Annotated in this window: 14 protein-coding genes and 4 pseudogenes; 11 read left to right on the forward strand and 7 right to left on the reverse strand. The window is 35.9% G+C overall.

Annotated features, from left to right (window positions below):
- Nucleotide 1 precedes the first annotated feature (1 nt).
- The 6 genes and pseudogenes from nth to JCM19034_RS02020 all read left to right on the forward strand — a co-directional run bounded on the left by nth (nucleotide 2) and on the right by JCM19034_RS02020 (nucleotide 4,740).
- A pseudogene (nth, locus tag JCM19034_RS01995) lies at nucleotides 2-660 on the forward strand (endonuclease III).
- A 49-nt stretch (nucleotides 661-709) separates the two neighbouring features.
- A complete protein-coding gene (locus tag JCM19034_RS02000; protein ID WP_062046853.1) occupies nucleotides 710-1,144 on the forward strand; it encodes a YpoC family protein in 435 nt (144 codons plus the stop codon).
- A 9-nt stretch (nucleotides 1,145-1,153) separates the two neighbouring features.
- A complete protein-coding gene (locus tag JCM19034_RS02005) occupies nucleotides 1,154-1,825 on the forward strand; it encodes a dynamin family protein (protein ID WP_062046854.1) in 672 nt (223 codons plus the stop codon).
- Nucleotides 1,822-3,879 (forward strand): dynamin family protein, encoded by a 2,058-nt coding sequence (locus tag JCM19034_RS02010; protein WP_062046856.1) that lies wholly within the window; start codon nucleotides 1,822-1,824, stop codon nucleotides 3,877-3,879. Before JCM19034_RS02005 ends, JCM19034_RS02010 begins: the two co-directional genes overlap by 4 nt.
- Before the next feature lie 258 nt (nucleotides 3,880-4,137).
- A complete protein-coding gene (locus JCM19034_RS02015) occupies nucleotides 4,138-4,377 on the forward strand; it encodes a hypothetical protein (protein ID WP_062046859.1) in 240 nt (79 codons plus the stop codon).
- A gap of 102 nt (nucleotides 4,378-4,479) precedes the next feature.
- Nucleotides 4,480-4,740, forward strand: coding sequence for a hypothetical protein (locus JCM19034_RS02020; RefSeq protein WP_062046862.1), 261 nt, complete (start codon nucleotides 4,480-4,482; stop codon nucleotides 4,738-4,740).
- Between the two features lie 73 nt (nucleotides 4,741-4,813).
- Here the strand turns inward: JCM19034_RS02020 and JCM19034_RS22710 are convergent, their stop codons facing one another.
- From JCM19034_RS22710 to recU, 3 genes and pseudogenes are all read right to left on the reverse strand, one after another.
- On the reverse strand, nucleotides 4,814-5,191 hold the full coding sequence (locus JCM19034_RS22710; RefSeq protein WP_231686762.1) for a hypothetical protein: 378 nt from the start codon (nucleotides 5,189-5,191) through the stop codon (nucleotides 4,814-4,816).
- Nucleotides 5,086-7,437 (reverse strand): transglycosylase domain-containing protein, encoded by a 2,352-nt coding sequence (locus JCM19034_RS02025; RefSeq protein ID WP_231686763.1) that lies wholly within the window; start codon nucleotides 7,435-7,437, stop codon nucleotides 5,086-5,088. Before JCM19034_RS02025 ends, JCM19034_RS22710 begins: the two co-directional genes overlap by 106 nt.
- A 116-nt stretch (nucleotides 7,438-7,553) precedes the next feature.
- Nucleotides 7,554-8,086, reverse strand: a pseudogene (gene recU, locus JCM19034_RS02030) (Holliday junction resolvase RecU); the annotation flags it as partial.
- A 144-nt stretch (nucleotides 8,087-8,230) separates the two neighbouring features.
- Between recU and JCM19034_RS02035 the strand changes: the two are divergent.
- Nucleotides 8,231-9,169, forward strand: coding sequence for a DUF2515 family protein (locus JCM19034_RS02035; RefSeq protein ID WP_062046864.1), 939 nt, complete (start codon nucleotides 8,231-8,233; stop codon nucleotides 9,167-9,169).
- A 55-nt stretch (nucleotides 9,170-9,224) separates the two neighbouring features.
- Here the strand turns inward: JCM19034_RS02035 and JCM19034_RS22140 are convergent, their stop codons facing one another.
- A complete protein-coding gene (locus JCM19034_RS22140; protein WP_231686764.1) occupies nucleotides 9,225-9,326 on the reverse strand; it encodes a spore protein in 102 nt (33 codons plus the stop codon).
- A 169-nt stretch (nucleotides 9,327-9,495) separates the two neighbouring features.
- On the opposite strand from JCM19034_RS22140, the gene JCM19034_RS02040 reads away from it, so the two are divergent.
- Both JCM19034_RS02040 and JCM19034_RS02045 read left to right on the forward strand, forming a co-directional pair.
- Nucleotides 9,496-9,747, forward strand: a complete 252-nt coding sequence (locus JCM19034_RS02040; RefSeq protein ID WP_062046866.1) for a hypothetical protein — start codon at nucleotides 9,496-9,498, stop codon at nucleotides 9,745-9,747.
- A gap of 75 nt (nucleotides 9,748-9,822) precedes the next feature.
- Entirely contained in the window at nucleotides 9,823-10,248 is a 426-nt protein-coding gene (locus JCM19034_RS02045; protein ID WP_062046868.1) for a YppE family protein, read from the forward strand.
- A gap of 24 nt (nucleotides 10,249-10,272) precedes the next feature.
- Here JCM19034_RS02045 and JCM19034_RS21480 read toward each other — a convergent pair whose 3' ends face one another.
- Entirely contained in the window at nucleotides 10,273-10,494 is a 222-nt protein-coding gene (locus JCM19034_RS21480; protein WP_156323843.1) for a hypothetical protein, read from the reverse strand.
- 149 nt (nucleotides 10,495-10,643) lie between these two features.
- Between JCM19034_RS21480 and ilvA the strand changes: the two are divergent.
- Together ilvA and JCM19034_RS02055 are read left to right on the forward strand one after the other, a co-directional pair.
- Nucleotides 10,644-11,889: pseudogene (gene ilvA, locus JCM19034_RS02050) on the forward strand (threonine ammonia-lyase IlvA).
- 39 nt (nucleotides 11,890-11,928) lie between these two features.
- The gene (locus tag JCM19034_RS02055) at nucleotides 11,929-12,780 is read left to right on the forward strand and encodes a chemotaxis protein (protein WP_370621773.1); all 852 of its coding nucleotides are present in this window, start codon (nucleotides 11,929-11,931) and stop codon (nucleotides 12,778-12,780) included.
- A 167-nt stretch (nucleotides 12,781-12,947) separates the two neighbouring features.
- On the opposite strand, the pseudogene JCM19034_RS02060 reads toward JCM19034_RS02055, so the two are convergent.
- Both JCM19034_RS02060 and JCM19034_RS02065 read right to left on the reverse strand, forming a co-directional pair.
- A pseudogene (locus JCM19034_RS02060) lies at nucleotides 12,948-13,271 on the reverse strand (C40 family peptidase); the annotation flags it as partial.
- 37 nt (nucleotides 13,272-13,308) lie between these two features.
- Nucleotides 13,309-14,115: a peptidoglycan-binding protein gene (locus JCM19034_RS02065; RefSeq protein ID WP_062046872.1), complete on the reverse strand. Its 807-nt coding sequence runs from the start codon at nucleotides 14,113-14,115 to the stop codon at nucleotides 13,309-13,311.
- Nucleotides 14,116-14,191 lie beyond the last annotated feature (76 nt).

Genomic DNA, 14,191 nt, shown 5'->3' on the forward strand with positions numbered 1-14,191 from the left:
AATGAGTTTAAAATCAAAGAAGCAAACGATCGAAGCCCTAGATGTTATCGCAGAACTTTATCCTGAGGCAGAATGTGAATTAGTTCATTCAAACCCTTTTGAATTATTGATTGCCGTCGTGTTATCGGCTCAATGTACGGATGCACTTGTCAACAAAGTGACCCCTCGTCTTTTTGAAAAATATCAAAAACCGGAGGATTACATACAAGTTCCGTTGGAGGAGCTTGAACAAGATATTCGCTCAATCGGATTATTCCGGAGTAAAGCTAAAAATATAAAAAAACTATCGCAATCATTAATAGAAAATTATAATGGACAAGTACCCAGCGATCGTGATGAATTAATCAAGTTAGCTGGTGTAGGACGAAAAACTGCTAATGTTGTTACTTCAGTCGCTTTTGGCGTACCAGCTATTGCCGTCGATACACATGTTGAGCGCGTTTCGAAACGATTAGGTATTTGCCGTTGGAAGGATTCAGTGAGGGAAGTCGAAGAAACGTTAATGAGAAAAATCCCAAAAGAACGTTGGTCAGATTCACACCATCAATTGATTTTTTTGGTAGGTACCACTGTAAGGCACAATCACCGAAATGTTTCGAATGCCCGCTTTTTGAGCAATGCCGGGAAGGAAAAAAACGTTTAAAAGGCCAAGTTTCATGAAGATCGACAAAGCGTATGAACATAGTCCTTTTTTGGAGATATCAATTGGATGATAGGTAAAGGGAAGGGATGTAACATCATACGTTCCTTTCCTTTTTATTTTGACATGACTGGTACTTTAAAGCCTTGGCTTTCATTTTCACAATTTGAAAAAGAATTATGGAAGATTGCTGAAGAAGAATTAGCTGAACTAAAAATTAATCTAAAAAATCTCAGTAAACCTGAAAAAAATAAAAAAGTAATCATCGTGATTGCTCTTTATATTGATTTATTATTTTGGTCACATGGTAAAAGAGTTAACAGATTAGGTGTTGACTTATATAATGACATTGAACAGTTACTATATAAACCATATAATTGTGGGGAGCGTTTAAAGTTTATAATTGAGCATGTTCATCATTTTCAAGCAGTTGTACAATTAGAGCATTTATTTGAAGAACAAAGAAAAAAGATTGCGAAAATGAAATTAATTGAAAAAAAGTAGGTGGAGTGGATGGTCGAAACACTCGAGAGAGTCGTTCGAGAAACGGAAAAGGAACGATACAAAAAGATAGCTTTAGAGAATAAAATAAAGGAAGAAACATTTCAAATAGCTTTTTGTGGGCATTTTTCGGCGGGGAAATCAACGCTGCTTAATCAATTAGTTGGAACAGAATTATTGCCAACAAGTCCCATTCCAACAAGTGCTAATATAATATGTATCAAACATGGCCAACTAGGATTGAACATACAAAACAAAGATGGAGAATGGAAAAATTGGGAAGGTGAAATACCGTGGGATCAAGTCCGGAAATGGGGGATGGATGGAGCCCATATCCAGGCTATTACCATTCAAGCTCCACTACCTTTTCTACATAAAAAGAGTATGATTTATGATACTCCTGGAGTTGATTCAACTGATCCGACCCATCAAGAGGTTACGTTAGAGGCGTTACAAGAGACCGATTTAATTGTTTATGTAATGGAATACAACCATGTTCAATCTGAGACAAATTTGTCATTTCTTAAACAACTAACAGATGAAAACAAGCCAATTTATATCATAATTAATCAAATTGATAAACATGATGAAAAAGAATTATCATTTCAAAGCTTCGATCACTCTGTTAGTGACACGTTAAAAAATGGGGAATCCGTTACATCCAATTACATTACACAAGTATGAAAGCACCTGATCATCATTTAAATGAATGGCCAGTAGTAAAGCAACAACTGCAATCATTACTTTATTTCTCTAAACAATTAATTCCATTTGCAAATAAACGATTATTACAAGGACATTATTTACGTATGATCTTGCGCCTACAAGATGATTGTCAGGCTACTATCGAACAATTAAAAAAAGAAATGGTTGCTGCCGGTTACAATCCAAAAGATCTTGAAGAACGAGAAGGTTTAATGGAAACATTAGCAGAACTTTCAAATGCCAAGAAAAGCCTAGAAGAAGATTTCACAGTCAAATTCAATGACTTAGTGAAAAATGTCACTTTATTTCCATATACAACAACTGAATTAACGCGACAATGGCTTGAAGTAATGGAACCAGGATATCGGGCAGGTTTGTTCTTTGCAAAAAAGAAAACAGAGAAAGTACGAGAGGAATATAGTAATCGACTTATTGCTGAATTAGAGGATAAGATTAAGAGCTTACTTGTCTTTCACTTACAGGCTATTTTTCAATCCTATCCGTTAACGCAGCTTACAAATCGCGCTGACGTGGAGAAAGAAATTGATCAATTACCAATTACGTTAGATGCTCACTTTTTCTATCAGGCTGTTCAAAAGGGACCAAAAGATCGAAATTATGTATTTACGTTTACAAAAGATCGGACTAACGCAATAATTACTATTTTGAGAAAGAAAGCAGCTTCTGTCTTACGTCTAATCATAATAGGTATGGAAGAATATTGGAATCGCGAATATAACAAAAGTAAAGAGCGTTTAGACGAGCTTAATCAGATTGAGCATTATGTTGACAAAAACGCAGAAATACAAAAGGATTACCAAGATGTAATTAATGAATATAAATTAGAAGCAGATAAGTACAAAGATAGTGAACATTTTGAAAGGAAATTGAATGAAATAATACAACAAGCTCCTCCAGTATTTGAAGAACATGATTGGAAAGAAGTAGCTTTACCTGACGACAGTGTGATTGCTGCCCATACAGAGGAAGATCAAACGATAACGCATAAAACATTTGATGAAAAGGCGATAATGGAATGGGTTGATATTGTAAAGAAATATGGGGAAACTCCGGGTCATCCAGTGGTTGAAGAGGAAAAAAAGTCACTACTAAAACGTGTCAAACGCTTTAAAGATCGGACGTTTACGATTTCATTATTCGGAGCATTTAGTGCGGGGAAATCAAGTTTTGCTAACGCTTTACTTGGTGAATCAGTTCTTCCTGTTTCCCCAAATCCAACAACTGCAACAGTTAATATTGTTCGAAAATCAGATGAGCAACATCCAAATCAGACTGCCATCATTCAAATGAAATCAGAATTAGCTATTCGAAAAGAAATTGAATTTGTAGCAAAGCAGTTAGAGCTCGAACTTTCATTTGAAACGATTCATACGTGGAATCCGAAAAAAAAGAGTGCAACAACGAGGTGGCAAAAAACGTACTATTCTTATTTAGAAATGCTACAAACAGCATTAAAAGAGGAACAGCGTTTTGAATTAGGTGAAAAAGGAACCGTTTCGTTAGAAGATGTACATCCTTTTATTGCAAAAGAAGAGAATGCCTGCCTTGTTGAGAAGGTGACTGTTTTCTATAACTGTCCATTAACAGAAAGCGGAGTCGTGTTAGTTGATACTCCTGGTGTAAACTCGATACATGGTCGTCATACACAAGTTGCCTTTAAGCAAGTCCAGCAATCTGATGCGATTTTCTACATTACGTATTACAACCATGCTTTCTCAAAAGCTGATCAGTTATTTCTGCAACAGATGGCCAAAGTAAACGAAGGCTTTAGAGAAGATAAATTATATTTTGTTTTAAATGCAGCTGATTTAGCACATAGCCGTGCTGAATTAATTGGGGTGCGAAATCACATATTAGATCAATTACAAAAGAATGGATTTAAACATCCACGACTTTATTCATTATCAATAAACAAGGTTTACAGAAAAAGCAAGAGGGGACAGTCGATCGTGATTTCCAACAGTTCGAAACAGCTTTTTATACAAATACAATTTACGATATTATCCAGTTAAGTTTTCATTTACTTATAGAAGAATTGAAAAGATACAAGCATATGTTGAATGAAAGCGTTCATTTTATGGTGGCAGAAGCAAGCCAAAAAGAAGCGAAGCAAGCAGAACTAAAAGAAAAACGTTGAAAAATGGAAAGAAACAATTTCAAAAACAAGCTATGAGATTGTAACTCAACATTGTCAACAAGAGCTTGAGCAACTATTCGTTTATTTAAGAGAAAGAATTCGATACCAACTAAATGATTATTACCAAGAATGTGTGAATGTCACGACCGTTATCGGGGATACAAAACGAGAGCAAAAAGCAGCTTTACATGCAGCATTAGTTGAATGGATAAATGAAGGAGATCATTTTATAAAGCAGGAATTACAGGCGACGATCATCCGAGTCGATGCAAAGATGAAACAAACAATGGATCAATGGTTCATTCAATATATGAGAAAATCCAAACCGATTTTCCATCGATGTCTGCACCAACTTATAGTGGGGATTCGTTGACCATCGATTTATCTGAGAAATCATTTTGCAATTAGATGTAAATACGTATAGTCAACAATTCCAATCATTACGCCGCTTTTTGAGGAAGGCGAAAACCTGCGGTTGAAGGAAACACTCGTTGATTTAGGGACAGATTGTGTCCAAAAAAGTCTTAGAACCACTGAATCGGAAATGATTGAGCAATTGATACCATTTATTGACCATTCAGTTAGAGAAGCAAATCAACTCTTTTATGAAAAGCTCGAACGTGAATGGAACCGTTTTACGTTCCTCATTAATAATGAGTCGGAATTTCAACAATTGAAAAATGAAGTTGATATGATCTCAACGTTTATTCAGGAGAGTGAACGACTAACTACCTGAGGTAAAACGCGATTTCAACAACAAAAAGGCGTATTCAGTTATTATTGAATACGCCCTTTTGATTGATAAGTGATTATTCTGTTTCCTCTTCCGTTTCCTCATTCACTACATTTGTATCATCCGCATCATTATCATTAGTTGGTGGTGAGGTAGGCTCTTCAATTGAGTCTTGATCTTGATCCGGCTCAGTTGGCTCTTCATCTTGATTCGGCTCTTCAGTGTCATCATTCCCAACGTCATCAATTGGATCAGGAATGTCAGTTGGTTCATCTATTGGATCTACTTCAGGTGGCTCTATTTCGTCGTCATCTGGTTCATCAGCAACTGCTTCTGGGATCGTTACTTTTACAGTTGCAGTATCGCTCCGAGTATTCGAGTGTTCATTTGATAGAGCAGTGACATAAAATTCATAAGTCGAACCTTCTTCCGGAGACCCGTATATATATTGCATATCTTTTTTCGATCAAGAGTTTGTCGATCTCCACCATCGACCGAAACTTGTATTTCAAATGTTACTTGGTCTTTAAAATCATCAGGATAATCCCAGCTCATTAAAATTTGATTTGAGCTTTCCTCATACTTAGCCATCAAGTTTCTAGGAGCTTCAATATCCAAATATTCTTCGGAAACTCTAGTTGGTTCATTTCCTCGAACGAACAATTCATAAATAATTTCGCTGCTTGGCGTAAAGTCACTTGGAAGTAACCCAGTAGAGCGCTCAACACCAACACGTACTACTGAATTTGGCATTGTAAAGTCAGGTGTTTCAATATTTGCTGAAACTTCTTCCATCACGGCTTTAAATATTCGTTGTGCTATTTGTCGGGATGGGTCCTGCCCTGGAAAATAATTATCTGGCCCATGTTTGTCAAATCCAGTCCACACAGCGGCCGTGTATTGTGTTGTATAACCGGCAAACCAAATATCCGGTGCTGCATTAGTTGGAATGTTATACTCTTCACGGGTATCTTTATCAAAGTTTGTTGTCCCCGTCTTACCTGCCATAGGTAAACCAGAAATATTAGCTGTACCTCCAGTACCATTTGTTACGGCTGTTTTTAACATATCCGTAATCATATATGCTGTATAGTCACTCATTGCCATGTGTGAATCAGGTTCTAATTCTAATATGCGCCCATCGGGAAATTCAATTTTTCTCACAGAATACGGTTCTGTATACGTGCCAGTATTTCCAAATGCAGCGTAGGCACCTGCAAGTTCCTTTGTAGATAAAGAGATGGCACCTAAACCATAGGATTCATGCATTGTTTCGATCTCTAAACCTAGCTGTTCGCCAAATTCCTTTGCTCTGTCAGTTCCAACTTCTTGTAAAGCTTTAATAGCCGGAACATTTCGAGAATCAGCTAATGCTCTTCTCATAGACATTCGTCCTTTAAAGCCACCATCAAAGTTACTAATTGGATCACCAGTGGAATAAGAATGGGCCTCATCGACTATTATATGACCTGTTGACCATTGTAAATACTCAATGGCAGGACCGTAATCTAGCAGTGGCTTTGCCGTTGAACCGATTTGTCGTTTAGCTTCTGTCGCATAGTTAAACCCTCTTTGAACACCTTTATCTTCGCGGCCACTTCCTACAGCTTTAATTTGACCAGTTTGCGTATCTAATAACGTTATTGCAGCTTGGAAATCTTCGTTATTAGGGTAATCTTGAATAAATTGATCGGTTTGCAATACTGCTTCAACGTGATCTTGAGCACTCGTATCTAGCGTTGTATAAACTTTTATACCTGAATTGTATATGTCACTGCTCGTAATACCTTCCATTTCCTCAAGCTCATTTAAGACAAGATTATAGAATGCTTCATAAGGGTAAGATTCTCGTTCAGTAAGATCTAATTGATCTTCAATCGGTATAGCTTTAGCAGCCTCGGCTTCTTCGGATGTTATTTTCCCATGCTGTTCCATTAATGATAGAACTAAGTTTCGTCTACTTTCAGCAGCCTCAGGATTAACAGTAGGATCATAATAACTTGGACGTCTTGGGATACCTGCTAGTAGAGCTGCATCCTCTAATGAAAGCTCATCAACAGATTTATTAAAATAACGTTGTGATGCAAGTTCTATACCGTATACACCTGAACCTAAATAAATTTGATTTAAATACATTTCTAATATTTGATCCTTTGAATATTGTTGTTCAAGTTTTATAGCTAAATACTGTTCTTGAATTTTTCGCGTCATTTTCTTGTCATGCTCGAGAAATAGATTTTTGACAAGCTGTTGTGTTATCGTACTAGCACCTTCTGCACCAAAACCATCTGTTATATTTGCAGCAACTGCTCCAAATAACCGACGAACATCAATCCCAAAATGTTCGCGGAAACGAATATCCTCAACAGCTATAAACGCATCCTGAACGACTACAGGAACATCGCTTATTGAGACGTTCATTCGCCGTTCTGAAGTTTCAAGCTGGGATAAAAATTCGTCATTTTGATCATAGATTAAAGCTCCTTGAGTCAATACAAGCTTTTCTTCATCTAATTCAGGAGAGTTACTTATAATCGCAAACACTGAAATTCCACCAACGATCATCGCAATTAGTACTGCGATACCCGTTATGATAGCTATTTTTTTAATTAATTTCTTTTTTGACTTTCCATTTCCATTACTTTTCTTTTTCATTTGGGCTTGACGACGCGCTTGCCTAGTATTCAGTTGATCTGACATCGTTCATTCTCCCTTTCTTTTCATCGTCATCATGACTCGTCCATGAAATAAAGCGAATCAATGATTTCTAAATAATCAATACGAGGATGATATCCTATTTTAATCAAATGACCGTATTTTTCAATATCTTTTTTACGTATCGATTTTCGATTCGGTTTCTTTTTTCGATAAAACGGATTAAGTGATCTGCTTCTAATAAAAACACTTCTTCAGTAAATGCAAATCGTAAAATAACAAATCCGATTCCATCATGTTTAATAACTTGTTCCATATGATTAACTTGATGTTCATGAAAATTATTCAACGGAAATGACGTTTTATTTCTTGTTTCCTTCGCTTCAAAATCTAGATAACGACCTCGATAAACACCATTATAATCAGTTGTTGATGCCTGTTTAAAATAGGCCTCTTTAATAACAGCAGCACTGCGTTTCGGATAATCGACTTGAACAATTTGTACAGGTGTTGGTTTTTTATGAATAATGGCTCGATTATGCTCTAGATAAAATTGGTTTGTACTATTTAAATCTTCCTCAAGGTTCATTCCACGGTTACTATACACTGTATTTGAAGACTGGCTTTTTTTTATTTTTTTTGAAGTTGGTTTCGTTTGTTTAAATCGTTTGCCGTTTGGATAATGGATTGCCATTGTTACTATCACTGCCTTTCCAAACTGATATGCATGTATTTGAATAGACAGAACAAGAAAACGTAAGAATAATCTTCATCACATTATATTACCATAAGTTACAAAGAGTTGTCTTAGAACTTTCAAGTAGAAAGGTGAAAAAAAATGAGAAATCATGTAGTGGGCTATATTAAACATAAAACCGATAAGGCAAATATAGATAATATATCACGCACCACATTTTATTTAAAATATTACAAAACACACCCAGAAATTAGATGGGCTTTGCTAGCGAGCTCTGTTTCCAGAAATGCCGGCTGGAATATAACGGATTTAGCTAGTAAATGGTTTCAAGGTCTTCTTCCAATCCATAAACGAACGTTATTATTTCACACGTACGAAAGGGCTAATTGGACGATTTTTGCTGATGCATATCCTCAGCTTTTATGGTATGAATACACGAAAAAAACGAAAGAGATTGATTTAACGATTTTGCAAAAGTTAAACGTATCCCAATTTATGCAAAAGGAATGGTTACATTTTATAGAAAAACGTGACGAAGAACGATTATGTATTGCACTCATTATTAATGAACAATTTGTTATTCAACAAACCGTGATAGATCAAGAGCTATACCGAAAAAAAGTATTCTCAACTGCTTTATATTGGTTAGAAGAACATGCTCATTTCAGTTACGTATTATTTCCCACTCTAGATGGGCGTATTTACGGTTATTATATTAGACAATTTCCAAAAGTAGAAAAACGAATAGCATTAGGCAAACATTTAATGAACCTGCTTTTTCATCCAGAAGTGAGTAGAGAACTTTACGAATTTGCTTCTCAAGTAATACCCATTGGTTCCCGCAAGGAATATAGAAGGTTTCTAAACTGGCGATCGGCAAATACTAGTCCGTACTTAAGATGGACATTTCCTATCATTGAGCATCGTTGGGAAAATAGGAGGGATTGGAGTACTGAATTTAACGGAGCACGTTTTTTGAAAAAAGAGAAATTAAAAAAACCGAAGGAAATTAGTCAGTGGGTAAAAAAGAAGGAATTTGAATTAGAGTTATTTGCATCGTTATCTTCTTTAATTAACTAAATGATCACTGAAAAAGGTCTATTATTACCTTTTTCAGTGAGGTTCATGACTTTAATTATTCTGCCGGACGGTTAGGACCACCAAGTTTTTTATCGCCTTTGTTTAATTCTTTACGTTGCTTTTCTTGTTGTTTCGTTTCTTTATTGGTTTTTCCCATCAAAATGACCTCCTTTTTGTTGAAATCGTTCCATAGTTTATCCAAAAGTCTACATTACATACAGAATTAGCACTTTCTTTGGCGAAACAATACTAGTTTTGTCTTCTGTAAAGGAAATTGAATGCTCTTGATTGAAAAACTGTTTATATGATAAAGGAGGTTAGCAAATATGGATTATTGCTTACAAGTACGTGAACATGAATTGAGTTGTAGCACTGATTCAAACGTGAAAGAAGACCATTTTGTATCTGGAATTTTGATGGAAAATCGAATTGAACGGATCGAAACCGTATTATCTCAATTTGAAGAGAAAAATAAAGAACAAAATGAACAGATGAACTTTGAGCTAACGTCTATTCAAAACACATTATTGATAATGAAAGAAAAAGTTGCAGCTTTTAATGAACATCATCCTGTATAAAAAATGTTATCAATAAGAGGTTTCATCCTTTAAGTCTATACACTCCATTTGGTATGATAAGAATAGGAGGGTATTATGATTAAACAAAGTAAGCTAATTGAACTAGAAGCATTAACAAACACACTACAAAATTTAAATACGGAGGCAGAGGACTTCTTTGTTGAAGTTGCTAAAAAGGATGGTTATGAAGTAGATTTTTATAATCATGTAAAACCATTTGCAGATCATGTAAAATATGTTCGTGAAAAATGGCTGCCATTAGCGATAGAATTTGTCCAACATGCGAAGCCCCTACATTTACACCCAGTCCAACTCTCTCAGACGGAAGAGAACCTAGAAATTGTTGCGATTAAATCGTTCTATAGTAATACTAGTCGAAAAAGACAAATGGAAACCTTTAAGTCTGTTTCCTATGTTCTTACACAACTTAAACTTGCTATTGATCAATATAAAAAGAGAGTGAATAAAACCTCACTCTCTTTTTATATGTACTCTTTCTAAACTTGTAACAATGATTAGTTAGGTTTACCCGTTATCACGAATCTCGAGGTAAACTAAATAGACCATCGTGACAATTGATAAAATCGTAAGTGCAGTAACAATTAAACCTGATGGTTCAGATTTTGCAGCTTCATCACCGTGTTCAACAGCTGCTGCAAATACTTGCACAGGTACTAAACAGATTAATGTCGTTATCATTGCAATAAAAACGTTTTTAACTTCATATCCTACCCTCCTCAAAGCCAACTACAAATACTCTCTACTCTATTATAGTAAGCAAAAAATAAATAATCAATCTTCAATATACGAATTTCGTTTTAGGCATAGTACTTCGCAAAAGAAAAGCATTGTGATACTATAGATATACTGTAAACTGAATCGAAAGGGATAGGATCATGGGAATTTTACATATAGAAGATATTATAATTGCAAACCAACGTTTAAAGGATGTTGTCACACATACACCCTTGCAAAGAAATGACGTATTATCAGAACGTTATGAATGTAACGTCTATTTAAAACGGGAAGATTTACAAGTTGTTCGCTCATTTAAAATTAGAGGAGCGTATTACCAAATTTCAAGCTTATCAGAAGAAGAGTTAAATAACGGGATTGTTTGTGCGAGTGCCGGTAACCATGCCCAAGGTGTAGCGTACTCATGTCGGACGTTAAAAATCCACGGAAAGATCTTTATGCCTTCAACCACACCGAGACAAAAGGTGGATCAAGTTAAGTTTTTTGGGAAGGAGTATGTTGAAGTTCTACTTACAGGTGATACGTTTGATGATTCATACAACGAGGCGTTAAGTTATTGTAATGAGTACAATATGGCTTTTATTCACCCATTCAACCAAGAGAAGATTGTAGCGGGGCAGGGAACTGTTGGCATGGAAATTATGAATGATATTGATGATAATATCGATTATTTATTTTCCTCTATTGGTGGCGGTGGGCTTATTAGTGGAGTTGGAACGTATATTAAAAGCATTAGCCCCGGACAAAGGTGATCGGATGCGAACCTAGTGGAGCAGCTTCAATGAAGGAGTCTTTAAAGCAAGGAAAAGTTGTCCAATTAGAGAAAATTGATAAATTCGTCGATGGAGCTGCTGTTAAAAAAGTTGGGGATATTCCATTTGCGATTTGTCAAAATATTTTAGATGATGTTGTATTAGTGCCAGAAGGTAAAATCTGTACAACAATTTTAGAGCTATATAATCAAAATGCAATTGTTGCTGAGCCTGCGGGGCAATGTCGATTTCTGCACTCGATTTTTATCGCGAAGAAATTAAAGGGAAAAACGTTGTTTGTATCGTTAGTGGAGGAAATAATGATATCGGAAGAATGCAAGAGATGAGAGAGCGCTCGTTAATTTATGAAGGTCTGCAGCATTACTTTATCGTCCAATTCCCACAACGGGCAGGGGCATTAAAGGAATTTATTACAGAAGTGTTAGGGCCAGACGATGATATTACTCGTTTTGAGTATACAAAGAAGAATAATCGATCAAATGGACCTGTTTTACTCGGAGTAGAGCTGAAATATGCGAGTGATTACGATCAGCTAATTGAGCGTTTATCGAATAAAGGATTTGCTTATACAGAATTAAATAAGGACGAAAGTTTATTTCAACTTTTAATTTAAGTCTGAAACGCTTTTAGCTTAAGGGAGAGAAGTGAGGGCATGAATGAGAGTAAACAAGAAATTTTATTAGAAACTGGTACAAATGAGTTAGAAGTGATCGTTTTTGAAGTAGGCTCTTATTTTTTCGGTATTAATGTCATGAAAGTTCGCGAGATTATTTCAGCACAAACCATTACACCAATTCCTAACAGTCACAAGCATATTGAAGGCATTATTCGGTTGCGAGATGAAGTAATAACGGTTGTGAATTTAACTGACGTTTTAGGGCTTGAAGCTTCGGAAGACAAAAGCGAGGATAAGTTTATTATATCTGAATTAAATCAATTAAAAGTTGCTTTTCGCGTTCATGACGTGTCTCGTATCCACCGAGTTAGTTGGCAAGATATTCAAAAGCCAAACGAACTCGCACAAAACGTCGATACAGCGGCAACAGGTCTACTCAAAGTAGAAGATGAGATGATTTTATTATTAGATTTCGAAAAAATCATTGTCGATATTAACCCAGAACGAAGTATTTCTGTTGAAAAAGTTAAACAGCTTGGCGTTCGTGAGCGCCGTAATAAAAAAATAGCGGTTGCTGAAGACTCCGCCACTCTCAGAAAGTTAATAGGCGATACACTCCGAGAAGCTGGTTATGATCAGATAGAATTCTTTGAGGACGGCGAATCATTATGGAACTATTTATATGATCGAAAAGACGATCCCAATTTAGTAGATGATCTTCATTTAATAATTACAGATATAGAAATGCCGAAAATGGATGGCCATCATTTAACTAAGCGAATTAAAGAAAATGAAGAGCTGAAACATTTTCCAGTAATCATCTTTTCCTCTCTTATAACAGAAACTTTATTTTATAAGGGAAAAGGAATAGGGCTAATGCACAAATAAGTAAACCACAAATCATTGATCTTATAAAAGTTATTGATCAATTAATTCTATAAAAAACGTAGGACAACCCTTTAGAAGCACTGTCTACTGTCGTTACAGAAGTAACGAACGAAGTCAGTGCTCCTTCCCGAATCATCCCAAAATTTTAGCAGTAATTATATAACATTTCAAAATCGTTTTGCCCCTAAATAACGCTCAGACCAATAACTTCCATCTAAACTTGCAATCGTCACTCCCGTTGAGGAACCTGCATGAATAAATTGTTGATTTCCTAAGTATATGCCAGCGTGTGATGGGCCACTTCGATACGTAGTGAAAAAGACGATATCTCCTACCTCTAAGCTAGATACATCAGCCCCTTGGTTATATAGATCTTCCGTTGTACGTGGCAGCTTTTTATTATGTTGATTAAATACATATTGAATAAATCCACTGCAGTCAAAGCCAGAAGGAGTTGTACCACCCCAGGAATATGGTGATCCTATTAGTGACTCGGCTGTATCAATTATAGAAGAACTATTACTAGTTTTATCTTTTTCTTGTTTTCTGTTCTTGTTTTTGTTCTTGTTTTTCCTGAGTCGCTTCATTTTCAGTTGTGTACTCCGGTTCGTTAGGTTCGTCATTTGAATGAACCTCTATCACCTGCTCAGGTTCATACGTAATGATATCGCCTTCATTTGTTAATGCCTCTTTCGTTTCAGGTCCAATAATGCCATCAACCTTTAAATCATGAGTTTGTTGAAACAATTGTACTGCTTCCTTCGTTTTAGGCCCAAATATTCCGTCTACTCCATCATAATAACCGTATTCATTTAATATTTTTTGATATTTTTCTACTTGTTTACCTTGATCACCTTGCTGAAACACGTGCTGTGAATGTCCTTGTAAAGACGTAGTTTCCTCGTTTGCTGTTAACACATTATTTAAATTATTTGGCTGTTCATAGATCATAGATTGAATCATTTGTGATGAATGAAAATTAAGCTGAATTTCTGTTGAATGAAGGAGATGCTCCAGCGTTTTTTCGTCAGCTACACCTGTAACTTCTAAATTGTGCTTAGTCTGGTAGGCGATGATAGCTTCTTTTGTAAGCAGACCATATTGCCCATCATGCTCACCACGATAGTAGTCAAACGCTTTTAAATAACCTTGAAGATTGTAAACGGACCCGTTCATATCACCGAAACGAATTGGGTTAAAATGCTGCCATTTTTTCGAATGGGTAGAAGATTCAAGTGGTGATTCAGGCTGATCAATAGGAACAGAAAGGATAGAGCCTACTGAGCTTAGCATCGCTGTTGATACTAAAAGAGTTCCTTTTGTATTCGTGTTCACGATTCATACCTCCTAAGGTTTTGATCATCACTGTTTTTCTATCTTTATGTGACAATATTAAACATAGAACTCGTGT

Origin of the sequence: Bacillus sp. JCM 19034, from assembly GCF_001310635.1 — a bacterium.
Classification (GTDB): Bacteria; Bacillota; Bacilli; order Bacillales; family Bacillaceae_D; genus Halalkalibacter.